The organism is Bradyrhizobium sp. NAS96.2, from assembly GCF_001908235.1.
In the GTDB taxonomy this organism is placed as follows: domain Bacteria; phylum Pseudomonadota; class Alphaproteobacteria; order Rhizobiales; family Xanthobacteraceae; genus Bradyrhizobium.
The window spans coordinates 33,625-56,685 of sequence record NZ_LGHK01000043.1; the positions used below are offsets into that span (position 1 = coordinate 33,625).

Consider the following 23,061-nt stretch of genomic DNA (forward strand, 5'->3'; position numbering starts at 1 on the left):
GGTTGGTGGGACGATTGCGGAGTGGACAATAGGAGCGGGGTCTGAGACATTGAATGTTCATATATCTCGATTATATGCTCGATCGTCTCATGAAGCCTCTGAAGGGAGGATCGGCCATGGATTGGCTCAGCCGGCTGTTCGAGATGATGCCGGTGCGCGGGCGGCTCGATATTCGCTGCAGTTACAGCGTCCCCTGGCGTATCGAGCAGGGTCCGGGCGCGACCAACGAGATCCCCTATCATGCGGTGCTGGCCGGCTCGGCGATCCTGGACGATCCCGCGGATGGTCGGCCGCTGCTGCTGAAGACCGGCGACATTCTTCTGCTGCCGGGCAACCCGCGACACGTGATGCATGACGGCAGCGGAGCGGCACCGCTGTCGCCGCGCAACCGGGCGGCGCAGAATTTCACGATCAGCGAAAACCTGGGTTCGGACGAACGGCTCGACCTGCTGTGCGGACACTTCGCGATTGCACCTCCGCACGACCGTCTGTTGAGCAGCTACCTTCCGCCGCGTCTTGTCGTGCATGCCGGTCCGCGGATCGGAAAGGGGACGGCCGCACAGCTCGCCGGACTTGTGTCGCTAATGCGCGGCGAAACCGCGGACGATCATCTCGGCGGGCGCGCCATGCTCAACGCGCTGTCCACGGCGATGTTTGCGCTGGTACTGCGGCTCGCGAGCGAGAGCGACGCTACGTCACGCGGCCTGCTTGCGCTGGCCGGTGATCCTCGCCTTGCGCCGGCGGTGGCCGCCATGTTCAACGAGCCCGCACGCGCATGGTCGCTGCCGGAGCTCGCGCGTCTGTGCAACATGTCGCGCGCGACGCTGGCCCGGCAGTTCCAGGACAAGCTCGGGCGATCGGCCAGCGATCTGCTCACCGATATCAGGATGACGCTTGCGGCGAACGAGTTGCGGAGTTCATCGCTTTCGACCGGCGCCGTTGCCGAGACCGTCGGCTACCAGTCCGAGGCCGCCTTTCAGCGGGCGTTCAAGAGCCACATGGGCGTAACCCCGGCGCAGTGGCGAAAAGCGCAGCCGCCGGAGCAGGACGTGTCGTTGGAGCCTGCCCGCGCCAGTTGATCCGGACGCTACGACTTGCGATGCTTGGCGTTGACCGCGATCGCGGCGGCGGCGGTGCGGTTCTCGACGCCGAGCTTGGCGTAGATCTGCTCAAGATGCTTATCGACCGTGCGCGGACTGAGTCCGAGGATCTGCGCGATGTCGCGGTTGGTCTTGCCCTTGGAGAGCCAGGACAGCACCTCGCCCTCGCGGGTGGTCAGGCCGAGCTCGTTGGAGAACTCGGCCGGCATGTCGCCGCTGGTGTCCTTGGCCAGCCGCAGCAGGAATTCGTTGGGGCCGAGCTTGCCCATATATTGCAGCCGAAGCTGCTCATTGCCGGGGAATGACGCGACGGTCGCGGTCTTCTTTCCCGCCCCACCTTTGTGCGCCTGCTCGAGCCATTGCGGCATCGGCTCCGGGAGCACGAAGTTGTCAGCGGCATCGGCGAGGGTATCCGAGAGCAGGCGCTGCGCCTGCGGCGTCGCCCACAGCAGGGCGCCGGCGCTGTTGACCGCGAGCAGATAGCGGCCGGAGACGTCGAGCGCGGCGCGGGCGCTTTGCGTCATCCGCGCATTGGCGAGGTGGACGCGGATGCGCGCCAGCATCTCCTCGACCACGATCGGCTTGGTGACGTAGTCGACGCCGCCGGCCTCCAGCCCGCGCACGATGTGCTCGGTCTCAGCGAGGCCCGTCATGAAGATGATCGGGACGCCGTCGAGCCCGGCATCGCGCTTCAGCCGCCGGCAGGTCTCGAAGCCGTCCATGCCCGGCATCACGGCGTCGAGCAGCACGATATCAGGCGTGATCTGGTCGACGATGCGCATTGCTGAGGCACCGTCGAGCGCGACCATCACGGTCATACCGGCGCCGTCGAGCGCGTCGGTCAGCAGGCGCAACGTCTCGGGCGAGTCGTCGACGACGAGCGCGACGTCGCGCTTTCTCTGTTCAATGGTCATAGCTGTGCAATATCTTCAACGTCGCCATATATTGATCGAGATCGAACCGGTCGATCAGCGTGCGCATCTGGCCGACGAAATCGGCATGTTCGGGATGTTCGTTGCCGATCTCGTCGAGCTTGAGCTGGATCGCCCTGATATAGCCGAGCTGGCCGAGGCTGATCAGCTCTTCGACATGTTTCACCGGCGGTCGCGAGCCGCTGTCAGGCCTCCACTGCGGAGGCGGCGCCGGCTCGGCCTCATATTGCCACTCGATCTTGAGCAATTGGCGGATGGTCTCGAGCAGCCGCGGGATGTCGATCGGCTTCATCAAATAGCCGTCGTGGAACGGTTGCGCCAGCGGCGCGCCGTGGGCCTCCAGCGCGCTTGCCGAGATCATCAGGATTCGCGCCTGGTGATGGCCTTCGGAGCGCAGGGTTTCGGCGACGGTCCAGCCGTCCATGCCCGCCATCGAGATGTCGAGCAGGAACATGTCGGGACGGCAATGCTGCGCCAGCGCAAGGCAGCCCGGTCCGTCCGGCGCGCTGAGCAGGATGAAGCCGAGCGGCGCCAGGATTTCGCGCAAGAGGTCGCGGTGGGTCGGGTCGTCGTCGGTGATCAAGATCGTCTTGCGCGGGCCGTGATAGCCGTACACGGGAGCGTCGACCGGCGCATCGCGGCGCGGATTGGTGACTTCGGACAGCAGCAGCTTGACGCGGAATGTACTGCCGGTGCCGACCGTGCTCAAGACCTTGATGTCGCCGCCCATCACGCCCGCAAGCAGGCGGCTGATGGTGAGGCCAAGCCCGGTGCCGGTCTGCGGCTGGGTGACGCCGAGCGCGCCGCGCTCGAATGGGGCGAAGATCCGCTCGAGGTCGTCGGGCTGGATGCCGGGCCCGGTATCGATCACCTCGAACTCGGCGACCGGGCTGCGGTAGTGCACCACGAACTGCACCTGGCCGGATTGGGTGAACTTGATCGCATTCGAGAGCAGGTTGATCAGGATCTGCCGCAGCCGTTTCTCATCGGCATAGACCACGATTGGCAACACGGCCGGCCGTTTGAACACGAAGTCGATGCCTTTTGCTGCCGCCTGCAGTCGGAACATGCCGACCAGTTGCTCGAGGAAATCGTTCAGCCGCACCTCGTCGCGCGACAGATAGAGGCGGCCGGCCTCGATCTTGGAGATATCGAGGATGCCGTCGATCAGGCCCGACAGATGGTCGGCGCTGCGGCGGACCACGCGCACCTGCTCGCGCGGCCGCACCTGCAGACTGTCGTCCTGCTCCAGCAGCTGCGCATAGCCGGAGATCGCATTGAGCGGCGAGCGGAGCTCGTGGCTGAGGCCGACGACATATCTGCTCTTCGCAAGATTGGCCGACTCCGCGACTTCCTTGGCGCGCTGCAGTTCGGCATCGGTGCGCTTGTGGGCGTCGATCTCCTGGATCAGCAGCGTGGTCTGCCGGCGGGTTTCGGCTTCGGCGGCGCGCCGGCTCTGCTGCGCCAGAACGAACAGCCAGGCGACGACGCCGATGATCAGGGTCAGCGCAAAGAACACCTTCCACAGCACGTCGGCCAACAATTCGTTGGCATGCACAGCCGCTGTGGTTTGCAGATAGATCAGGCCGAGCACCAGCGCCACGAGGCCGGCCGAGACCACGAATACGCCGAGGTAATGGCCAAGCTGCGAATTGATGCGGGCGTAGATCGGCTGCGGCATCACCTTGCCCAGCGCGTCCGAGACCTGCGCGCCGATCCGCCCGTGCGGCTTGCAGAGGTCGTGGCAGCGTGCGTCGAGCGAGCAGCACAGTGAGCAGATCGGGCCGGCATAGGCCGGGCAGGCGGCCATGTCCTCGGGCTCGAATGCATGCTCGCAGATACAGCACTGGATCGATTCAATGTTCTGCCAGCTCCGTTTCGGCTTGCGGGCGATGTAGTACTTGCCGTCGGTCGCCCATGCAATCAGGGGAGCCGCGATGAACGCAACCGCGAGCGCGACGAAGGCGGACAGCGCCTTCGCGGTCGGGCCGAACAGGCCGTAGAACGCGCTGATCGAGACCACGGTCGCAATCGTCATGGCGCCGACGCCGACCGGATTGATGTCGCAGAGATGGGCGCGCTTGAACTCGATGTGCTGCGGGCGCAGGCCGAGCGGCTTGTTGATGACGAGGTCGGCCACCAGCGCGCCGACCCAGGCGATCGCGACGTTGGAGTAGAGCGCGAGCGTCTGCTCGAGCGCCTTGTAGACGCCGATCTCCATCAACAGCAGCGCGACCACGACGTTGAACACCAGCCACACCACGCGGCCAGGATGCGAGTGGGTGAGGCGGGAGAAGAAGTTCGACCAGGCGATCGAGCCGGCATAGGCGTTGGTGACGTTGATCTTGACCTGCGACAGGATCACGAACGTCCCGGTCAGCGCCATCGCGAGATCCGGCTGCGACAGTACATAACGGAAGGCTTCGAGATACATGTTCGCAGGCTCGGCCGCGTGCTCGGCAGAGACGCCGTGGCTGAGCGCGAAGAAGGCCAGGAACGAGCCGGCCAGCAGCTTGAGCGCGCCGAGCACGATCCAGCCGGGACCTGCGGAGAGCAGCGCGATCCACCAGGCCTTGCGCGAAGTGCGGCGGTCACGCGGCAGGAAGCGCAGGAAGTCGACCTGCTCGCCGATCTGCGCCACCAGCGCGAACACCACCGAGGCCGCGGTGCCGAACAGCAGCAGATCGAGATTCCCTGCGGGATCGCCGTGATCGCCGGCGAATTTGCGCCACTCGGTGAACGAATGCGGATTGGCCCAGGCGATCGCCGCGAACGGCATGATGTGGAGGATGATCCACAGCGGCTGGGTCCAGAGCTGGAAGCGGCTGATCAGCGTGATGCCGTAGATCACCAGCGGGATGATCACGACCGCGCTGATCAGATAGCCGATCGGCCGCGGAATGCCGAAGCACATGTCGAGCGCGCTGGCCAGGATCACCGCCTCGATCGCGAAGAAGATGAAGGTGAAGGAGGCGTAGATCAGCGAGGTGATGGTCGAGCCGATATAGCCGAAGCCGGCGCCGCGAGTCAGCAGGTCGATGTCGATGCCGCTTTTCGCGGCATGGTAGGCGATCGGCAGCCCGCACAGGAAGATGATGACGCTGACGACCAGGATCGCCGCGGAGGCGTTGATCGCGCCATAGTTCAGCGTGATGGTGCCGCCAATCGCCTCCAGCGCGAGGAAGGAGATCGCGCCGAGCGCGGTGTTGGCGACGCGGGCGGCGGACCAGCGCCGCGCGCTCTTGGCGGTGAAGCGCAGCGCGTAGTCTTCCAGCGTCTGGTTGGCGACCCATTGATTGTATTGGCGCCTGACGCGGTCTATCCGCTGCCGCCCTGCCACTCGTTCTTACTCCTGGTCCACGATGCGCTGATCGCGGGCAAATCCCGTACCAAAAACCTACGTCGCTATTTTGCGGTGCAGTATACGCGATCTCACGTATCAGTGCGCTGCACAAAAGTAAGCAATCCTCGCCTCATCAATAAGCGTTCTCGAACCAGATGGGGTGCTCATGTCAGACGAAACCAAACCAGGCCTGAAGTCTCCGCTCCGGCGCAAGCTCTTGATGGGAATGGCGGCATTGCCGGCCGTCTCGATGCTGGGCCGTCCGGCATTTGCCGACGTTCCCGCAACCTCCGCGGTCAACACCACGGGTCTTGCAGTCACCGATAGCGAAGTCACGGTCGGCATCCTGCATTCCGTCACCGGCACCATGGCGATCTCCGAGACCGGCTCGGTCGAGGCCGAGAAGCTCGCGATCGAGCAGATCAACGCTGCCGGCGGCGTGCTCGGCCGCAAGATCAAGTTCATCCAGGAGGACGGAGCGAGCGACTGGCCGACCTTCGCAGAAAAGGCGAAGAAACTCCTGGTCAACGACAAATGCGCGGCCGTGATGGGCTGCTGGACCTCGGCCTCGCGCAAGGCGGTGCTGCCGGTGTTCGAGCAGTACAACGGCATGCTGTATTACCCGACCTTCTATGAAGGCCTCGAGCAGTCGAAGAACGTGATCTACACCGGCCAGGAGGCGACGCAGCAGATCATTGCCGGCCTCGACTGGGTCAACAAGACCAAAGGCGCCAAGAGCTTCTATCTGCTCGGCTCGGACTACATCTGGCCGCGCACCTCGAACAAGATCGCGCGCAAGCACATCGAGAACCATCTGCAGGGCTGCAAGGTGGTCGGCGAGGAATACTTCCCGCTCGGCTCGACCCAGTTCAACTCTGTCATCAACAAGATCAAGCTGACCAAGCCCGACGTGATCTACGCGATCATCGTCGGCGGCTCGAACGTCGCGTTCTACAAGCAGCTCAAGGCGGCCGGCATCGACCTGTCCAAGCAGACGCTGCTGACGATCTCGGTGACCGAGGACGAGATCGACGGCATCGGCGGCGAGAACATCGCCGGCGCCTATGCCTGCATGAAGTACTTCCAGTCGCTCGACAATGCGAACAACAAGGCGTTCGTGCCCGCATTCAAGAAGATGTGGGGCGAGAAGACCGTGATCGGAGACGTGACGCAGGCCGCCTATCTCGGCCCGTGGCTGTGGAAATTGACGGTGGAGAAGGCGCAGAGCTTCGACATCGACAAGATCGCGGCGGCATCGCCCGGCGTCGAGTTCAAGGGCGCGCCGGAAGGCTACGTCCGGATCCACGAGAACCATCACCTCTGGTCGAAGACCCGCGTCGGTCGCGCCAAGGCCGACGGCCAGTATGAGCTGATCTACGAGACCGCCGATCTCGTCGAGCCGGATCCGTTCCCCAAGGGCTACCAGTGAGTTCCTTCGCGTAAAGCGCAGCCTCACTTCAAACGCATCGCGGCGTGGACGCAGCGGTCCACGCCCACGATCCGCCGTCGCGGCGCCGCTGCGGCGTATGCCCTTGGACTGGAGGACGATAGATGTTCGGCGACTATTCGATCAGCGATCTCGGCGCCATCCTTGCGATGCAGGGATTTGCCGGGCTCATCCTGTTCTCCGTCTACGTGCTGATGGCGTTGGGGCTTGCCATCATCTTCGGCCAGATGGGCGTCATCAACATGGCCCATGGCGAGTTCATGATCTTGGGCGCCTACGTCACCTGGATGACGTCGAACGCCGTGCAGCACACAGCGCCATGGCTGTTCCCCGGTTACTTCTTCATTGCAATGATCCTGGCGTTCATCGCCTCCGGCGCGCTCGGCATGCTGGTTGAGTGGGCGCTGATACGCCATCTCTACAAGCGGCCGCTCGATACGCTGCTCGCGACCTGGGGCCTCAGCCTGATCCTGCAGCAGGCCTATCGCTCGGTCTTCGGCGCGCGCGAGGTCGGCGTCGAACTGCCGGAATGGATGATGGGCTCCTGGCAGGCGACCGACTCGATCCAGATCCCGATCAACGGCATGTTCGTGATGGCGCTGACGATCCTGATCACGATCGTCGTCTTCTACATCCTGTTCTGGTCGAGCTGGGGCAAGCAGGTGCGGGCCGTGGTGCAGAACCGCGTGATGGCGGGCGCCGTCGGCATCAACACCGAGAAGGTCGACCGCTACACCTTCGGCCTCGGCTGCGGCATCGCCGGCATCGCGGGATCGGCCTTCACCATGATCGGCTCGACCGGGCCGACCGCGGGCCAGCTCTACATTGTCGACACCTTCCTGGTCGTCGTGTTCGGCGGCGCCGCCTCGCTGTTCGGCACCATTGCCTCCGCCTTCTCGATCTCGCAGACCCAGTCGACGCTGGAATTCTTCCTGTCGGGATCGATGGCCAAGGTGATCACGCTGCTCACGATCGTCGCGATCCTGATGGTGCGTCCGCAGGGGCTCTTCGCGCTCAAGGTCCGCAAATAAGAACAAGCAGGCTGGTCATGATCAACTCGCGCTTTTTCAATCGCTCCGAACTGCTCGGCTTCCTGGCGCTCGGGGTGCTGCTGTTTCTGATCCTGCCGCTATCGCTGGATATTTTCCGCCTCAACCTGGTCGCCAAATATCTGACCTACGCCTTCGTCGGCATCGGCCTCGTGCTGTGCTGGGGCTATGGCGGCATCCTGAGCCTGGGGCAGGGCGTGTTCTTCGGCCTCGGCGGCTACTGCATGGCGATGTACCTCAAGCTCGAGGCGTCCTCGGTCGCGAACACCAAGATCCAGTCGACGCCGGGCATCCCGGACTTCATGGACTGGAACCAGCTTACCTCGCTGCCGTTCTTCTGGAAGCCGTTCCACAGCTTCCCGATCACACTGCTGGCGATCTTGCTGGTTCCCGCGTTCTTCGCGCTGATCATCGGTGCCGCGATGTTCAAGCGCCGGGTCGGCGGCGTGTACTTTGCGATCATCACGCAAGCGATCGCTGCGATCCTCACCATCCTGATCGTGGGCCAGCAGGGCTACACCGGCGGCATCAACGGCATTACCGACCTGCGCACGCTGCACGGCTGGGACATCCGCACCGATCACGCCAAGTTCATTCTGTATTTCGTCGAGGTTGTGCTGCTGTTCGGATGCATCGTCGCCGCGCAATTCATCCGGCTGACAAAACTCGGGCGCATCCTGGTGGCGATGCGGGAGCAGGAGGATCGTGTGCGCTTCTCCGGTTACAGCGTCGCCAATTTCAAGATCTTCGCGTTCTGTGCCGCGGCGGTGTTCGCTGCGATCGGCGGTGCGATGTTCACGCTCGAGGTCGGCTTCATGTCGCCGTCCTTTGTCGGCATCGTGCCGTCGATCGAGATGGTGATCTACACCGCGGTCGGCGGCCGGATGTCGATCTTCGGCGCAGTCTGGGGCGCGCTGCTGGTCAACTTCGCCAAGACCAGCCTCTCGGAATCCTTCCCGCAGCTCTGGCTGTTCGGCCTGGGTGCGCTGTTCATCGCGGTGGTGCTCGCCTTCCCGAACGGGCTGTCCGGCATCTGGGCGGACCACGTCCAGCCCCGCATCGACCGCCTGTTGGCATCACGCAAATCGAAATCGGCGGCCGGCATGATCGCCGACGGCGCACCGGCAGAGTGAGGAGGGACCATCATGCTCGTCGGTCATCAACCAAAAGACTTCCTGCTCGCGGTCTCCGGCCTCACCGTGTCCTTTGACGGCTTCAAGGCCGTGAACGATCTCTCCTTCTATGTCGAGGAGAACGAGATCCGCGTCATCATCGGCCCGAACGGCGCCGGCAAGACCACGGTGCTCGACCTGATCTGCGGCAAGACGCGCGCAACGTCAGGCTCGATCCAGTTCCGCGGCCAGGAGCTGACTCGGCTGCGCGAGAACGAGATCGTGCAGGCCGGCGTCGGCCGCAAGTTCCAGACGCCGTCGGTGTTCGAGGACCTCACCGTGTTCGAGAACCTCGAGATCTCCTTCCCGCGCGGCCGCACCGTGTTCGGCTCGCTGACCTTCCAGCGCGACGACACGGTCAAGCGGCGGGTCGAGGAGGTCGCCGAGATGATCTTCCTGAAAGACCGGCTCAACACCTATGCCGACCAGCTCAGCCACGGCCAGAAGCAGTGGCTCGAGATCGGCATGCTGTTGATCCAGGACCCGGACCTCTTGATGCTCGATGAACCGGTCGCCGGCATGAGCGTCTCCGAGCGCGCCAAGACCGCCGAGTTGCTCAACCGCATCATCAAGGACCGCTCGGTGCTGGTGATCGAGCACGACATGAAGTTCGTCGAGGACATCGCGCACAAGGTCACCGTGCTGCACCAGGGACAGATCCTGTCCGAGGGGACGATGGAGCACGTCAAGAACGATCCCAAGGTGATCGAAGTTTATCTGGGACATTGATCGATGATCGCGCGACATCGAGCCACGAACTCGATCCACCTCTCCCAGAGGGAGAGGTCGAATTGCGAAGCAATTCGGGTGAGGGGTTTCGCTCTCTCGTGGGACCTGAAGGCCCTCACCCGGCGCTGCGCGCCGACCTCTCCCCGAGGGGGAGAGGTGAAGACAAGCACGTACGTTTAGGAGCGACCGATGCTGGCAATCAATGATCTTCATGTCGCCTATGGCCAGAGCGAGGTGCTGCACGGCCTGAATGTATCCGTTGCGGCCAACGAGATCGTCGCGATCATGGGTCGCAACGGCATGGGCAAGACCACGCTGATGAAGTCCCTGATGGGCATCCTGCCGGCCAAGAGCGGCAAGGTGACCATGGACGGCACCGAGCTCGGCGCGATGAAGAGCTACGAGCGGGTGGCGAAGGGGCTCGCTTACGTGCCACAGGGCCGGATGATCTTCTCCACCATGACGGTGAAGGAGAACATCGAGACCGGGCTCGTGGTGTCCGGCGGCTCCGAGGTGCCAGGCGATATCTACGAATTGTTCCCGGTGCTGCTCGAGATGAAGGGTCGCCGCGGCGGCAATCTCTCGGGCGGGCAACAGCAGCAGCTCGCGATCGCCCGTGCGCTTGCGACCAGGCCCAAGGTGCTGCTGCTCGACGAGCCGACCGAGGGCATCCAGCCGTCGATCATCAAGGACATGGCGCGCACCCTGAAACGCATCCGCGACGAGCGGGGGCTGTCGATCGTCGTCTCCGAGCAGGTCTTGAGCTTCGCGCTCGACATCGCCGACCGCGTGCTGGTCATCGAGAACGGCGAGATCGTCCGCGACGATCCGCGCGACAGCGTCGATGCCGCGCAGATCTCGAAATATCTGTCTGTGTAACTACAGAGCGTGATCCGGAAAAGCGTGAAGCGGTTTTCCGACAAGATCACGCTCAACTTTCAACCTAGTAAACGAAGGGGAGCAATGCGATGCCAGATACACTGATCAAGGTCGATCTCAGCAAGTCGGCCTATGAAAACGACAAGATCCACAACCGCTGGCATCCCGAGGTTCCGATCGTCGAGTGGGTCAGCCCCGGCGACGACTTCATCATCGAGACGGTCGACTGGACCGGCGGCTTCATCAAGAACAACGATTCCGCCGATGACGTGCGCGACATCGATCTCTCGATCGTGCACTTCCTGTCCGGCCCGATCGGCGTCAAGGGCGCCGAGCCCGGCGATCTCCTCGTCGTCGACCTGCTCGACGTCGGTCCGTTGAAGGAGAGCCTGTGGGGCTTCAACGGCTTCTTCTCCAAGCAGAATGGCGGCGGCTTCCTCACCGACCATTTCCCGTTGGCGCAGAAGTCGATCTGGGACATCAAGGGCCTCTACACCTCGTCGCGGCATGTGCCTGGCGTGAACTTCGCCGGCCTGATCCATCCCGGCCTGATCGGCTGTCTGCCCGACGCCAAGATGCTGGCGGCCTGGAATGCGCGCGAGGCCGAGCTGATCGCGACCAACCCGACCCGCGTGCCGGGTCTCGCCAACCCGCCGTTCGCGCCGACCGCGCATGCCGGCCAGGCCAAGGGTGACGTCAAGGCCAAGATCGGTCTTGAGGGCGCCCGCACCGTGCCGCCGCGCGAGCATGGCGGCAATTGCGACATCAAGGATCTGTCGCGCGGCTCGAAGATCTATTTCCCGGTCTATGTGCCGGGCGGCGGGCTCTCGATGGGCGATTTGCACTTCAGCCAGGGCGACGGCGAGATCACCTTCTGCGGCGCCATCGAAATGGCCGGCTGGCTGCACATCAAGGTCGACGTCATCAAGGACGGCGTCTCGAAATACGGCATCAAGAACCCCGTGTTCAAGCCGTCGCCGATCACGCCGAACTACAAGGATTATCTGATCTTCGAGGGTATCTCGGTCGACGAGGCCGGCAAGCAGCACTATCTCGACGTCCACATCGCTTATCGCCAGGCCTGCCTGAACGCGATCGAATATCTGAAGAAGTTCGGCTACTCCGGCGCCCAGGCCTATTCGATCCTCGGCACCGCGCCGTGCCAGGGCCATATCTCCGGTGTGGTCGACGTGCCCAACGCCTGCGCCACGCTATGGCTGCCGACGGAGATCTTTGACTTCGACGTCATGCCGTCGTCGGCGGGGCCGATCAAGCACATCAAGGGTGACGTGCAGATGCCGATCTCGCCCGACAAGTGATGCTTTGAGTGATCCCTGCGCGAAGGGTGCGGGACGGCTGCGTATTGGCCGCCCCGCATCCATCGCCGGATGTCACACGACTGCGCAAGGATTGAGAAAATGCCGATCTACGAATATCTCTGCAACGACTGCGGCCCGTTCACCGACATGCGCCCGATGGCGGAATGCGATCTACCGCAGGATTGCCCGCAATGCGAGACGACGTCGCCGCGCGTGATCCTCACCGCGCCGGCATTCTTCTGCATGCCATCGGACAAGCGCAAGGCGCACGCCACCAACGAGCAGAGCCGGCACGCGCCGAAGACGCTCGATCAATACAAGGCCGCGCACGGCCCGGGCTGCGGCTGTTGCTCTTCCTCGGGAAAGAAGAAGCCGGCGCGGCTGATGACCAAGACCAGGAGCGGCGCCAAGGGCTTTCCGACGGCGCGCCCCTGGATGATCAGCCACTAGAAGAGCGTTTTCGAGCGAAGTGGATGCCGGTTCGCGTTAAGAAAACGCGTCAAAACAAAAGTCTAGAGCCCTGTTCCGATCTGATCGGAACGGGGCTCTAGAGGCGGGGCTGCTCGTCACGCCTGCTCGGCGACCTTCAGCGCCTCGGTGCGGATCTCCTCGACCAGCCGCTCCTTCAGGGCGACGAATTCGGGCGTGGTCTTGATCTTGTAGGAGCGGGGATGCGGCAGGTCGACCGCGATCTCCGCCTTGATACGCCCGGGACGGGCGCTCATGACGATGACGCGGCTGCCGAGGAAGATCGCTTCCTCGATGTCGTGGGTGACGAACAGCACCGTCTTCTGGTCGCGCTCCCAGATCCCAAGCAGCATCTCCTGCATCAAGGCCCGCGTCTGGTTGTCGAGCGCGCCGAACGGCTCGTCGAGCAGCAGGATCTTTGGATCATTGGCCAGCGCCCGGGCGATCGCCGTGCGTTGCTGCATGCCGCCCGACAGCTGCTTGGGCCAGTGATTTTCGAACCCCGATAGCCCGACCCGGCGGATGAAGGCATCGGCGATCTCGTGGCGTTTCTTCTCCGGTACGCTGCGCTCGCGCAGGCCGAAGGCGATGTTCTCGCGCACAGTCAGCCAGGGAAACAGGGTGTAGGACTGAAACACCATGCCGCGGTCGGCGCCGGGGCCGGTGACCTCGCGCCCGTCGAGCGTGACGCGGCCGCTGGTCGGCCGGTCGAGCCCTGCGATGATCCGGAGCAAAGTGGACTTGCCGCAGCCGGACGGGCCGAGGATGGTGACGAAGTCGTTGTCGCCGACATCGAGCGTGGTCGGCTCCAGCGCCCGGGTCGGCGCGTTGCCCGCGCGGGCGGGGAAGGTTCGCGAGACCCGATCGATCCGAAGCAGCGTCATGCGAGCTTCCAAGGGAATATGCAGGCGTTGAACGCCTTGAACAGGAAATCGGAGATCAGGCCGATCAGCCCGATGACGATGATGCCGAAGATGATCTGGCCGGTGTTGAGCAGCGCCTGGCTGTCGGTGATCATGTGTCCGATGCCGGACGACGAGCCGATCAGCTCGGCGACGATGACGTAGGTCCAGGCCCAGCCGAGCACCAGGCGAAGGATCTCTGCGATCTCGGGCGCGGCGGAGGGCAGCAGCACGCGGCGGATGATGCCGCTGTCGCGCGCGCCGAGCGTGTAGGCGGCCTCGACCAGATCGCGCCGCGTGGCGCCGACGGTGACGGCGATCATGAGGATGATCTGGAACACCGCGCCGATGAAGATCACCAGCAGCTTTTGCAGTTCGCCGATGCCGGCCCACAGGATCAGCAGCGGAATGAAGGCGGAAGCCGGCAGATAGCGGGCAAAGGACACGAACGGTTCGAGGAAGGCCTCGACCGGCTTGTACGCACCCATCAGCACGCCGAGCGGCACCGCGATCACGGCGGCAAGTACAAACCCGCCGATCACGCGCCAGATCGTCATTCCGATGTCGAACAGGAAGCCTTGCTTGGCGAGCAGCTCATAGCCTTCCTGCACCATGGTCAGCGGGTTGGCGAGGAAGGTCTTCGACACATGGCCGCCGAACGTCGCCCAGGACCAGAGCGCGACGAACAGCACGAAGAACGCGAGGCCATAGGCCACGCGCTGCTTCGACGTGGTGGGCTCGAGAGGACGCATTACTTGATGAAGCTTGCGTCGTAGATGTCCTCGACCTTCGGCGCGGCCTTGATGATGCCGACCTCCAGCAGCAGCTCCGCAGCATCCTTGTTGAAGGAGAGGAAATCACCGGCGAAGAATTTCTGGTTGGCGGCCTTGTCCTGCCAGCGCAGGTACTTGGCCGAATTGCCGAACTGCTCGCCGGACTGCTTCACGTCAGCGCCCATGATCTCGTAGGCCTTGGCTTGGTCCTTGGCGATCATGTCGAGCGCCTCGAAATAGCCGTTGGCCAGCGCCTGCGCCGCCTTCGGATTGTCGGTGAGGAATTTGGGCGTGCAGCCGAAGGTGTCCATCACGATCGGATAGTCGAGCGTGGTGGCGATGATCTTGCCCTTGTCGGGCGCGGCGCGCACCGTCGACAGATAGGGCTCGTAGGTCATCGCGGCATCGTTCTGGCCGGAGACGAAAGCCTGCGCGGCGGCGGCGGGCTCCAGATTGACCACGGTGACGTCCTTCACCGAGAGGCCGTTCTTCTTCAGCATCCAGGCCAGCGCGAAATAGGGCGAAGTGCCCGGCGCCGATGCCGCGACCGTCTTGCCCTTGAGGTCCTTGATCGCGGCGACGTCGTTGCGCACGGCCATGCCGTCGGCGCCATAGCTTTTGTCGAGCTGGAAGATCTGCTTGGTCGCGACGCCGTTGGCGTTCCAGGAGATCCAGGTCTCGACCGTGGTCGCCGCGCATTGAATATCGCCCGAGGCGATCGCGAGGTGGCGGTCCTTCTGCGGGATCTTCTTCAAGGTCACGTCGAGGCCATTCTTCTTGAAGATGCCAGCCTCCTTGGCGAGCGTCAGCGGCGCGAACCCGGTCCATCCGGAGATACCGACGCCGACCTTGACGTCATCCGCGAACGCAGCGGTGGACGCGAGCAACGCGACCATTGCGGGCAATAGCTTGAAGGAACGCATGATAGTTGACCCCTTGAACGATGGATTGAACCCTGTTGATTGCTTTCACGTCAGTCGCGGCGGATTGCCGCATCAAGAACGTTGGTGGATGGTGGCCTATGATGCATTGCATGAATTATGCCGCGCAAGACGTCCTCAACCTCCCTTGAAGCGAGCCACCAGGCGGTGCGTCTCGCCCGGATAGTGCAGCCGCACCGCGGTCACCGTGCGCGCGCTGCGCCAGGTGTAGCGGTCGATCACGAGGCAGGGCGCGCCGATTGCGATGTCGAGCGCCTTCGCCGTGCGATCGTCGGCGACAACGGCGCTGATCGTATGTTCAGCCTCGGTCCACGGCACGTGATGCAACAGCCATGATCCCGGCGGTTCGCGCGAAAAATCCGCGGTTGCGGCCTCCGGAACGGTGGAGAGATCGATCAGCCTGTCCTCGACGGCGAACGGCACATCGTCAGCGCTGTGGCGGCAGGCGATCGCGATCACCTTGCCGGCCGTGCTCACGCCGAGCCGGGCGCGATCGGCCGATGTCGCGGTGCGCCGCCGACAATCGATCAGCTGATAGCCATAGCTGCGGCCGAGCGCGGTGATCTCGGCCCTGATGTCGGCGATCTTGAGCACCGCGGACATATGCTGCGGACGGCGCACGAATGAGCCGGCACGCCGTCGCCGCTCGATCAGGTCGGCCTGCGCCAGTTCCGACAGCGCCTTGTTCACGGTCATGCGCGAGCAGCGATAGCGTGCCATCAGCTGGTGCTCGAACGGGATGCGGTGGCCCGGTGGCCATTCGCCGGTCAGTATCCGTGTCTCGATATCGAGCCGGATGCGCTTGTAGAGCGTCGGCTTTTCGGCTGCGCGCGGCTTGGCGCGATCGGAAGCGAGGCTCATGCGACGAGCCTCCGGACGCTGGCATTGAATCGCTCGCGCGCCTTGTCGCGCAGCCGGTGCCGTCCGCCCGCGACCAGTTTGTCGCCGCCGGCCCACACGCAATCGATCGCGTCGCTGCCGGTAGCAAACAGCCAGCCGTCGAGAACCGCATCGCCCGATCGCCCCGCCAGGGATGGATGCGCGGTGTCGAGCGTGACGATGTCGGCCCGTGCGCCAGGCATCAGCCCAACCTTGGTTTGTGCCAGAGCTTGCGCGCCGCCGGCCAACGCATGATCGAACAAAGCGCGGCCGGTGGATGCGCCGGGACGCCCCGAGAGCACGTTGCGCTCGCGGTGCTTGAGCCGCTGGCCGTATTCGAGTTGACGGAGTTCTTCAGCGACCCCGACCAGCACATTGGAATCGGTCCCGATGCCGAAGCGGCCGCCTGCTGCCAGGAATTCGCGCGCGGAAAAGATGCCGTCGCCGAGGCTTGCTTCGGTGATGGGGCAGAGGCCGGCAACTGCGCCGCTACCGGCGAGCGCCGTGACTTCCTGTTCCGTCGTGTGAGTCGCGTGAATGAGGCACCAGCGCTGGTCGACCGCGGCGTTGTCGAGCAGCCATTGCACCGGCCGCTGCCCCGACCAGGCCATGCAATCCTCGACCTCGCGCACCTGCTCGGCGGCGTGGATGTGGATTGGATCCGCCCCGGCAAGCGGGATGATCGCCGTGAGCTCATCGGGCGCCACGGCGCGCAGGCTGTGCGGGGCGATGCCGATGTTGGCGCCGGGGAGTGTTCGGATCGCCTCGCGAGAGGCCGCCATCAGCGCGGCGAATTGATCGACCGAGCAGATGAAGCGACGCTGTCCGGCATGCGGTGCCGCGCCACCGAACGTGCTGTGCGCATAAAAGCTCGGCAGCAGCGTGAGCCCGATGCCGGAGGCGTCGGACGCCTCCGCGATGCGCACCGCCATCTCGGCCGGATTGGCGTAAGGCGAGCCGTCGCGATCATGGTGCAGATAGTGGAACTCGCCGACGCGGGTGAAGCCGCGCTCGAGCATCTCGACATAGAGCAGGGTCGCAACCGCGGCGACGTCGTCCGGCGTCATTGTGAGCGCGAAGCGATACATCGTCTCGCGCCAGGTCCAGAACGTGTCCGTCGTATCGCCGCGCTGTTCGGCCAGGCCCGCCATGCCGCGCTGGAACGCGTGGCTGTGCAGGCTCGCCAGTCCTGGAACCGCCAATTGGTGACGTTCATCGCCGGCGGCTGGCGCAACGCCTGCCGTCACCGAGGCGATCGCGCCGCCGGTGAGCTCGACCCGCACGTCATTGGCCCAGCCCGAGGGCAGCAGCGCGAATGCGAAATGCAGTCGGGTCATTTTTCCATGCCGGCTGGACAGAACCGTGACACGATTATATGTCTAGACATATAAGTCAAGCATCCCACCTTGAGGGGACGATCGCATGGCAGAGCGCTTCGACCGCATCTGGCACAACGCCCGACTCGCCACGATGCGCGGCGACCGCGCCGATCTCGGCGAGATCGAGCAGGGCCTGATCGCGGCGCGCGACGGCCGCATCGTCTATGCCGGCGCGCAGGCGGATTTTCCTGTGGATGCGGATGCCGTCGAACGGATCGATTGCGCCGGCCGCTGGGTTACGCCCGGACTGGTCGACTGCCACACCCATCTGGTCTTCGGCGGCAATCGCGCGCACGAATTCGAACTTCGCCTGAAGGGCGCGAGCTATGAGGAGATCGCGCGCGCAGGTGGCGGCATCGTCTCGACCGTTGCGGCAACGCGCAAGGCGACCGAAGCCGAGCTTGTCGCCGGCGCGCTGCCGCGGCTCGACGCGCTGATCGGCGAGGGCGCAACCACCGTCGAGATCAAGTCCGGCTATGGCCTTGATGTCGAGACCGAGATGCGGCAGCTTGCGGCGGCACGCGGCCTCGGCCGCCTGCGCCAGGTCGCGGTCCGCACGTCGTTTCTCGGCGCGCATGCGCTGCCGCCAGAGGCCAATGGCGACAAGGACCGCTACATCGATCTGGTCTGCAACGAGATGCTTCCGGCCGTGGCGAAGACCGGCCTTGCCGATGCCGTCGACGCGTTCATGGAGAGCATCGCATTTTCCGGAGAGCAGACGGCCCGCGTGTTCGCGGCGGCGCGCGCTTTGGGGCTCCCGGTGAAGCTGCACGCAGACCAGTTGTCGAATCTCGGCGGCGCGGCACTCGCCGCGCAATTCTCCGCGCTGTCGGCCGATCATCTTGAGCATACCGATGAAGCCGGCGCCGCTGCGATGGCGAAGGCGGGAACAGTGGCCGTGTTGCTGCCCGGCGCGTTCTATTTCATTCGTGAAACGCAGAAGCCGCCGGTCGAGCTGTTCCGCAAGCACGGCGTGCACATGGCGCTGGCGACCGACTGCAATCCGGGCAGTTCGCCTCTGACCTCTCTCTTGCTTGCCATGAACATGGGCGCGACGCTGTTCCGGATGACGGTCGCCGAATGCCTCGCCGGGGTGACGCGGGAAGGAGCGCGCGCGCTCGGCATGCTCGCCGAGACCGGTACGCTCGAAGCCGGCAAATATTGTGATCTGGCGATCTGGGACATCGAGCGCCCCGCCGAGCTGGTCTACCGGATCGGCTTCAATCCGCTGCGCCGTCGGGTGTGGAGGGGACAATGAGCGCTTCCAACGCGCCTGATATCGTCACGCCCGGGACGGTCGGGCTCGACGTCCTGGCGCGCGTGCTCGCGGGTGCGACAATCGAGCTCGATCCATCATTTTGGCCGCGCGTCGAGGTTGCTGCGGCGATCGTGGCGAAGGCCGCGCACATCGATGTTCCCGTCTATGGCATCAATACCGGATTCGGGAAGCTGGCATCGACACGCATCGCGCCTGACCAGACGGCGCTGCTCCAGCGTAACCTCATCCTGTCGCATTGCTGCGGCGTCGGCGCGCCGACGCCTGAGCCGATCGTGCGCCTGATGATGGCGTTGAAAGTGATCTCGCTCGGGCGCGGCGCGTCCGGCGTGCGGCGCGACGTGATCGAGCAGTTGCAGGGCATGCTGGCGCGCGGCGTCTCGCCGCTGGTGCCGCAGCAGGGCTCGGTCGGCGCCTCCGGCGATCTTGCGCCGCTCGCCCATATGACCGCGGTCATGATCGGGGAGGGACAGGCAATCCTTGATGGCAAGGTCGTGTCGGGTCGAGACGCGCTTGCTGCTGCCGGTCTCGCGCCGCTGACGCTCGGTCCCAAGGAGGGGCTCGCGTTGATCAACGGCACGCAGTTTTCGACTGCCTATGCGATTTCCGGCCTGCTGCGCGCGCATCGGCTGGTGTGTGCCGCACTGGTGACCGGTGCGCTTTCGGTTGATGCGGCGATGGCCTCCACGGTGCCGTTCCGTCCCGAGATTCAAGCCTTGCGCGGCCATGACGGCCAGATCGCCGCGGCTGCGACCTTGACCGCGCTGCTCGACGGCAGCGACATCAGGCAGTCGCATCTCGAAGGCGACGAGCGCGTGCAGGATCCATACTGCCTGCGCTGCCAGCCGCAGGTCGCGGGCGCCGTGCTCGATTTGCTCGCGCAAGCCGCGCGCGGACTGACCATTGAAGCCAATGCCGTCACCGACAATCCGCTGGTGCTGGTCGAGACCGGTGAGATCGTGTCCGGCGGCAATTTTCACGCCGAGCCGGTGGCATTTGCCGCCGATCAGATCGCGCTGGCGCTCTCAGAGATCGGCGCGACCAGCGAGCGCCGGATCGCGACCCTCGTCGATCCCGCCTTGAACTTCGGCTTGCCGCCGTTCCTGACGCCCGATCCCGGCATCAATTCCGGGTTCATGATCGCCGAAGTGACGGCGGCCGCGCTCTTTGCCGAGAACAAGCAGCGCGCGATGCCGTGCTCGATCGATTCCACGCCGACCAGCGCCAACCAGGAGGATCACGTCTCGATGGCCGCGTACGCCGCGCGCCGGCTGTCCGACATGGCCGACAATCTCGCGGCGATCCTCGGCATCGAGCTGCTGGTCGCCGCACAAGGCATCACGCTGCGCGCGCCGCACTCAACGAGTGCACCGCTCGCCGCAGTGATTGCCGCGTTGCGCGCGCAGGTTCCGGCACTCGCCGCCGACCGCTACATGGCCGACGACCTCGCGCGGGCCGCGTCGCTGATCGAAGCCGACGCGTTGCCCGTCGTCGCGATCGCGGCCCTTTCGATCGATCCGTTTCCAAAACTTGCTTAGCCGACAGGGACACCCGTCATGAACCGCCGACTGGATAACGAACGCATCATCCGTGCTCCCCGCGGCAGCGACATCAGCGCGAAGAGCTGGCTGACCGAAGCGCCGCTGCGCATGTTGATGAACAATCTGGATCCCGACGTCGCCGAGCGTCCGAGCGAGCTCGTGGTCTATGGCGGCATCGGCCGCGCGGCACGCGACTGGGAGAGCTTTGACCGGATTGCCGCCTCCTTGCGCAAGCTGGAAGGCGACCAGACGCTGCTGGTGCAATCCGGTAAGCCGGTCGGCGTTTTCCGCACCCATGCCGATGCGCCGCGCGTGTTGATCGCCAACTCGAACCTGGTGCCGCATTGGGCGACGCTCGACCACTTCAACGAGCTCGATCGCCAGGGCCTGATGATGTTCGGGCAGATGACGGCAGGCTCGTGGATCTATATCGGCAGCCAGGGCATCGTGCAGGGGACCTACGAGACGTTTGTCGAGGTCGGCCGCCGGCACTATGGCGGCAGCCTTGCCGGAAAATGGATCCTCACGGCCGGCCTCGGCGGCATGGGTGGCGCGCAGCCGCTGGCCGCGACCATGGCCGGCGCCTCGATGCTCGCGGTCGAATGCCAGCCGAGCCGCATCGAGATGCGGCTGCGCACGGGCTATCTCGACCGCCAGGCGGCGACGCTCGATGACGCGCTGGCGATCATTGCCGACGCGACCAAGAGCGGGAAGCCTGTCTCGGTCGGTCTGCTCGGAAATGCGGCCGAGATCTTTCCCGAACTGGTGCGGCGCGGCGTGCGGCCGGACATCGTCACCGACCAGACCAGCGCCCATGATCCGATCAACGGCTATTTGCCGAAGGGGTGGACACTCGCCGATTGGGAAGCGCGGCGCGCCGCCGATCCGAAGGCGGTCGAGACTGCGGCCAAGACCTCGATGGTCGATCACGTCCAGGCCATGCTGGATTTCCACGCGCAGGGAATCCCGACGCTCGACTACGGCAACAACATCCGCCAGATGGCCAAGGACATGGGCCTGAAGCAGGCGTTCGATTTTCCGGGCTTCGTTCCGGCCTATATCCGTCCGCTGTTTTGCCGCGGCGTCGGTCCGTTCCGCTGGGCGGCGCTATCGGGCGATCCCGAGGACATCTTCAAGACCGATGCCAAGGTCAAGGAGCTGATGCCCAACGATGGCCATCTGCATAATTGGCTCGACATGGCGAAGGCGCGCATCAAGTTTCAGGGATTGCCGGCGCGAATTTGCTGGGTCGGTCTCGGCGACCGCCATCGGCTTGGCCTCGCCTTCAACGAGATGGTGGCGCGGGGCGAGCTCAAGGCGCCGATCGTGATCGGCCGCGATCATCTCGACAGCGGCTCGGTGGCCAGCCCGAACCGCGAGACCGAGGCGATGCGCGACGGCTCCGATGCGGTGTCCGACTGGCCGTTGCTCAACGCACTGCTTAATTGCGCGAGCGGCGCCACCTGGGTGTCGCTGCATCACGGCGGCGGCGTCGGCATTGGTTATTCGCAGCACGCCGGCATGGTGATCGTCGCAGACGGCACGTCGGAGGCGGCGCGCCGGCTCGAACGCGTGCTGTGGAACGATCCTGCGACCGGCGTCATGCGCCACGCCGACGCCGGCTATGAGACCGCGATCGAATGCGCCCGCGCCAATGGGCTCGATCTGCCGAGCTTGCGCGCGTGAGGTGATGTTGGCGAGAGCCGCCGAAGACGGTTCTCGCCAACCGGCCTAGTCGGCCGACAGCGGCTCACCGGTCAGCGACCAGCTTTCGCCGTCGAACGTTGCGATCCGCAAGGTCCTGAACGGCGTGTAGTCGCCGGGCCGGGTGCCGATCGAGACGCCCGGCAGCATCATCGGCAGCCGCTCGCCGCTCAGCGAGGCCGCCTGTTTGATCAGGTTCTCGCGGGTCAGGTCGTCGCCGCATTTGCGCAGCGCCAGCTCCAGGGCGTGCACGTTCATATAGGCAACGAGTACGGAGTAGTCGTCTGGATTCGCTGAGGATGCGTACGTCTTGAGAAACTCCTTATAGGCCTTGACCTCGTCGTCATTGGCCCAGGCCGGGTCGCCCGGCTGCTTGAGGAATTGCGTGGTGACCAGCCCCTTCGATGCTTCGAGCCCCGCCGGCTTCAGGATGGTCTCGACCGATGCCGTCGAGCCGCCGATCACGTGCAGGGGTTTCCAGCCGAGCTCGTAGACCTTGCGGATCGATTGCGCGGCGGCCTTGGACGACGACTGCTCGATCAGCGTGTCGACGCCGGCGGCCTTCAGCTGCACGATCTGCGAGTCGATCGTCGGGTCGGAGAGCTCATAGGAGGCCTGGGCGACGATCAGCTCGGCCTTGGGACCGAGGCCGGCGCGGAGACCCTTGAGATAATCCTTGCCGTAGTCGTCATTCTGGTAGAGCACGCCGATCTTGGCGTCGGGCTTTGCGGTCAGGATGTACTTGGCGACGACGCGGCCCTCGGTCTCGAAGTCCGGGTAGAGCGGAATCGTCCACGGAAAGGTTTTGGGATCGTTGAAGCGGCGTCCGCCGGCGGTGATGAAGAGCTGCGGCACCTGCTTGGCGTTGAGATATTTCTGGATCGCGACGTTCGGCGCGGTGCCGATCGTACCGACCTCGGCCAGGACGCCGACGTCCTCGATCAGCTTGCGTGACTGCTCGACGGCCTTCGGCGCGCTGTAGGCGTTGTCGAGCTGGGTGAAGTTGATCTTGCGGCCGTTGATGCCGCCCTTCGCGTTCAGCATCTCGAAATAGCCGACCACGGCGCGCCCGGCGCCTGCGCCGAAGGCGGAGGCCGGGCCGCTCAGCGGCGTCGACTGGCCGAGCTTGATCTCGGTATCGCTGACGCCGGGACCGTAGGCTTTCTGCGCATAGGCAGGCGCCGCCAGTAGGGCCGACAGCGCGACAACTGCCAGCGCCCGGTCGATG

The 23,061-nt window shown here is 64.7% G+C and carries 19 protein-coding genes; 11 read left to right on the forward strand and 8 right to left on the reverse strand.

The annotated features are described in order from the left end of the window. Nucleotides 1–116 precede the first annotated feature (116 nt). Nucleotides 117–1,079 (forward strand): AraC family transcriptional regulator, encoded by a 963-nt coding sequence (locus AC628_RS11830; protein WP_074127058.1) that lies wholly within the window; start codon nt 117–119, stop codon nt 1,077–1,079. An 8-nt stretch (nt 1,080–1,087) separates the two neighbouring features. On the opposite strand, the gene AC628_RS11835 is transcribed toward AC628_RS11830, so the two are convergent. Together AC628_RS11835 and AC628_RS11840 are read right to left on the reverse strand one after the other, a co-directional pair. Beyond that, nucleotides 1,088–2,014 (reverse strand): response regulator transcription factor, encoded by a 927-nt coding sequence (locus AC628_RS11835; RefSeq protein ID WP_074126990.1) that lies wholly within the window; start codon nt 2,012–2,014, stop codon nt 1,088–1,090. After that, nucleotides 2,004–5,372, reverse strand: coding sequence for a hybrid sensor histidine kinase/response regulator (locus tag AC628_RS11840; protein WP_074126991.1), 3,369 nt, complete (start codon nt 5,370–5,372; stop codon nt 2,004–2,006). Before AC628_RS11840 ends, AC628_RS11835 begins: the two co-directional genes overlap by 11 nt. A 169-nt stretch (nt 5,373–5,541) precedes the next feature. Here AC628_RS11840 and urtA point away from each other — a divergent pair, with 169 nt between their 5' ends. The 7 genes from urtA (at nt 5,542) to AC628_RS11875 (ending at nt 12,420) form a co-directional block, all read left to right on the forward strand. Then, the gene (urtA, locus tag AC628_RS11845; protein ID WP_074126992.1) at nt 5,542–6,804 is read left to right on the forward strand and encodes an urea ABC transporter substrate-binding protein; all 1,263 of its coding nucleotides are present in this window, start codon (nt 5,542–5,544) and stop codon (nt 6,802–6,804) included. A gap of 122 nt (nt 6,805–6,926) precedes the next feature. Next, nucleotides 6,927–7,853, forward strand: coding sequence for an urea ABC transporter permease subunit UrtB (gene urtB, locus AC628_RS11850; RefSeq protein WP_074126993.1), 927 nt, complete (start codon nt 6,927–6,929; stop codon nt 7,851–7,853). A gap of 17 nt (nt 7,854–7,870) precedes the next feature. Next, nucleotides 7,871–9,004: an urea ABC transporter permease subunit UrtC gene (urtC, locus tag AC628_RS11855; protein WP_074126994.1), complete on the forward strand. Its 1,134-nt coding sequence runs from the start codon at nt 7,871–7,873 to the stop codon at nt 9,002–9,004. A 12-nt stretch (nt 9,005–9,016) separates the two neighbouring features. Beyond that, on the forward strand, nt 9,017–9,772 hold the full coding sequence (gene urtD / locus AC628_RS11860; RefSeq protein WP_074126995.1) for an urea ABC transporter ATP-binding protein UrtD: 756 nt from the start codon (nt 9,017–9,019) through the stop codon (nt 9,770–9,772). 189 nt (nt 9,773–9,961) lie between these two features. Further along, on the forward strand, nt 9,962–10,651 hold the full coding sequence (gene urtE, locus AC628_RS11865; protein ID WP_074126996.1) for an urea ABC transporter ATP-binding subunit UrtE: 690 nt from the start codon (nt 9,962–9,964) through the stop codon (nt 10,649–10,651). 89 nt (nt 10,652–10,740) lie between these two features. Then, a complete protein-coding gene (gene fmdA / locus AC628_RS11870; RefSeq protein ID WP_050400074.1) occupies nt 10,741–11,970 on the forward strand; it encodes a formamidase in 1,230 nt (409 codons plus the stop codon). Nucleotides 11,971–12,069: 99 nt separating this feature from the next. Next, nucleotides 12,070–12,420, forward strand: a complete 351-nt coding sequence (locus AC628_RS11875; protein WP_050421886.1) for an FmdB family zinc ribbon protein — start codon at nt 12,070–12,072, stop codon at nt 12,418–12,420. Between the two features lie 116 nt (nt 12,421–12,536). On the opposite strand, the gene AC628_RS11880 is transcribed toward AC628_RS11875, so the two are convergent. The 5 genes from AC628_RS11880 to AC628_RS11900 form a co-directional block, all read right to left on the reverse strand. Then, nucleotides 12,537–13,322: an ABC transporter ATP-binding protein gene (locus AC628_RS11880; protein WP_074126997.1), complete on the reverse strand. Its 786-nt coding sequence runs from the start codon at nt 13,320–13,322 to the stop codon at nt 12,537–12,539. Further along, on the reverse strand, nt 13,319–14,092 hold the full coding sequence (locus AC628_RS11885; protein ID WP_074126998.1) for an ABC transporter permease: 774 nt from the start codon (nt 14,090–14,092) through the stop codon (nt 13,319–13,321). Before AC628_RS11885 ends, AC628_RS11880 begins: the two co-directional genes overlap by 4 nt. Next, nucleotides 14,092–15,036: an ABC transporter substrate-binding protein gene (locus AC628_RS11890; protein ID WP_074126999.1), complete on the reverse strand. Its 945-nt coding sequence runs from the start codon at nt 15,034–15,036 to the stop codon at nt 14,092–14,094. Before AC628_RS11890 ends, AC628_RS11885 begins: the two co-directional genes overlap by 1 nt. A 135-nt stretch (nt 15,037–15,171) precedes the next feature. Further along, nucleotides 15,172–15,915 (reverse strand): histidine utilization transcriptional repressor HutC, encoded by a 744-nt coding sequence (gene hutC, locus AC628_RS11895; RefSeq protein WP_074127000.1) that lies wholly within the window; start codon nt 15,913–15,915, stop codon nt 15,172–15,174. Then, on the reverse strand, nt 15,912–17,270 hold the full coding sequence (locus tag AC628_RS11900; RefSeq protein WP_074127001.1) for a formimidoylglutamate deiminase: 1,359 nt from the start codon (nt 17,268–17,270) through the stop codon (nt 15,912–15,914). Before AC628_RS11900 ends, hutC begins: the two co-directional genes overlap by 4 nt. Before the next feature lie 85 nt (nt 17,271–17,355). Here AC628_RS11900 and hutI point away from each other — a divergent pair, with 85 nt between their 5' ends. From hutI to hutU, 3 genes are read left to right on the forward strand one after another with little or no spacing between them, the layout of a single operon-like run. Then, nucleotides 17,356–18,570, forward strand: coding sequence for an imidazolonepropionase (hutI, locus tag AC628_RS11905; protein WP_074127002.1), 1,215 nt, complete (start codon nt 17,356–17,358; stop codon nt 18,568–18,570). Further along, nucleotides 18,567–20,126, forward strand: a complete 1,560-nt coding sequence (gene hutH / locus AC628_RS11910; protein WP_074127003.1) for a histidine ammonia-lyase — start codon at nt 18,567–18,569, stop codon at nt 20,124–20,126. Before hutI ends, hutH begins: the two co-directional genes overlap by 4 nt. An 18-nt stretch (nt 20,127–20,144) precedes the next feature. Then, nucleotides 20,145–21,815 carry a urocanate hydratase gene (gene hutU / locus AC628_RS11915; RefSeq protein WP_074127004.1) on the forward strand — a complete coding sequence of 557 codons (1,671 nt, stop codon included), beginning with the start codon at nt 20,145–20,147 and terminating at the stop codon, nt 21,813–21,815. Nucleotides 21,816–21,860: 45 nt separating this feature from the next. On the opposite strand, the gene AC628_RS11920 is transcribed toward hutU, so the two are convergent. Then, nucleotides 21,861–23,060 carry an ABC transporter substrate-binding protein gene (locus AC628_RS11920; RefSeq protein WP_502689713.1) on the reverse strand — a complete coding sequence of 400 codons (1,200 nt, stop codon included), beginning with the start codon at nt 23,058–23,060 and terminating at the stop codon, nt 21,861–21,863. Nucleotide 23,061 lies beyond the last annotated feature (1 nt).

Coding starts and splice junctions, on each gene's coding strand:
- AC628_RS11830 (WP_074127058.1), top strand. CDS start 117: ATGGATTGGCTCAGCCGGCTGTTCGAGATGATGCCGGTGCGCGGGCGG.
- AC628_RS11835 (WP_074126990.1), bottom strand. CDS start 2,014: ATGACCATTGAACAGAGAAAGCGCGACGTCGCGCTCGTCGTCGACGAC.
- urtA (WP_074126992.1), top strand. CDS start 5,542: ATGTCAGACGAAACCAAACCAGGCCTGAAGTCTCCGCTCCGGCGCAAG.
- urtB (WP_074126993.1), top strand. CDS start 6,927: ATGTTCGGCGACTATTCGATCAGCGATCTCGGCGCCATCCTTGCGATG.
- urtC (WP_074126994.1), top strand. CDS start 7,871: ATGATCAACTCGCGCTTTTTCAATCGCTCCGAACTGCTCGGCTTCCTG.
- urtD (WP_074126995.1), top strand. CDS start 9,017: ATGCTCGTCGGTCATCAACCAAAAGACTTCCTGCTCGCGGTCTCCGGC.
- urtE (WP_074126996.1), top strand. CDS start 9,962: ATGCTGGCAATCAATGATCTTCATGTCGCCTATGGCCAGAGCGAGGTG.
- fmdA (WP_050400074.1), top strand. CDS start 10,741: ATGCCAGATACACTGATCAAGGTCGATCTCAGCAAGTCGGCCTATGAA.
- AC628_RS11875 (WP_050421886.1), top strand. CDS start 12,070: ATGCCGATCTACGAATATCTCTGCAACGACTGCGGCCCGTTCACCGAC.
- AC628_RS11880 (WP_074126997.1), bottom strand. CDS start 13,322: ATGACGCTGCTTCGGATCGATCGGGTCTCGCGAACCTTCCCCGCCCGC.
- AC628_RS11885 (WP_074126998.1), bottom strand. CDS start 14,092: ATGCGTCCTCTCGAGCCCACCACGTCGAAGCAGCGCGTGGCCTATGGC.
- AC628_RS11890 (WP_074126999.1), bottom strand. CDS start 15,036: ATGCGTTCCTTCAAGCTATTGCCCGCAATGGTCGCGTTGCTCGCGTCC.
- hutC (WP_074127000.1), bottom strand. CDS start 15,915: ATGAGCCTCGCTTCCGATCGCGCCAAGCCGCGCGCAGCCGAAAAGCCG.
- AC628_RS11900 (WP_074127001.1), bottom strand. CDS start 17,270: ATGACCCGACTGCATTTCGCATTCGCGCTGCTGCCCTCGGGCTGGGCC.
- hutI (WP_074127002.1), top strand. CDS start 17,356: ATGGCAGAGCGCTTCGACCGCATCTGGCACAACGCCCGACTCGCCACG.
- hutH (WP_074127003.1), top strand. CDS start 18,567: ATGAGCGCTTCCAACGCGCCTGATATCGTCACGCCCGGGACGGTCGGG.
- hutU (WP_074127004.1), top strand. CDS start 20,145: ATGAACCGCCGACTGGATAACGAACGCATCATCCGTGCTCCCCGCGGC.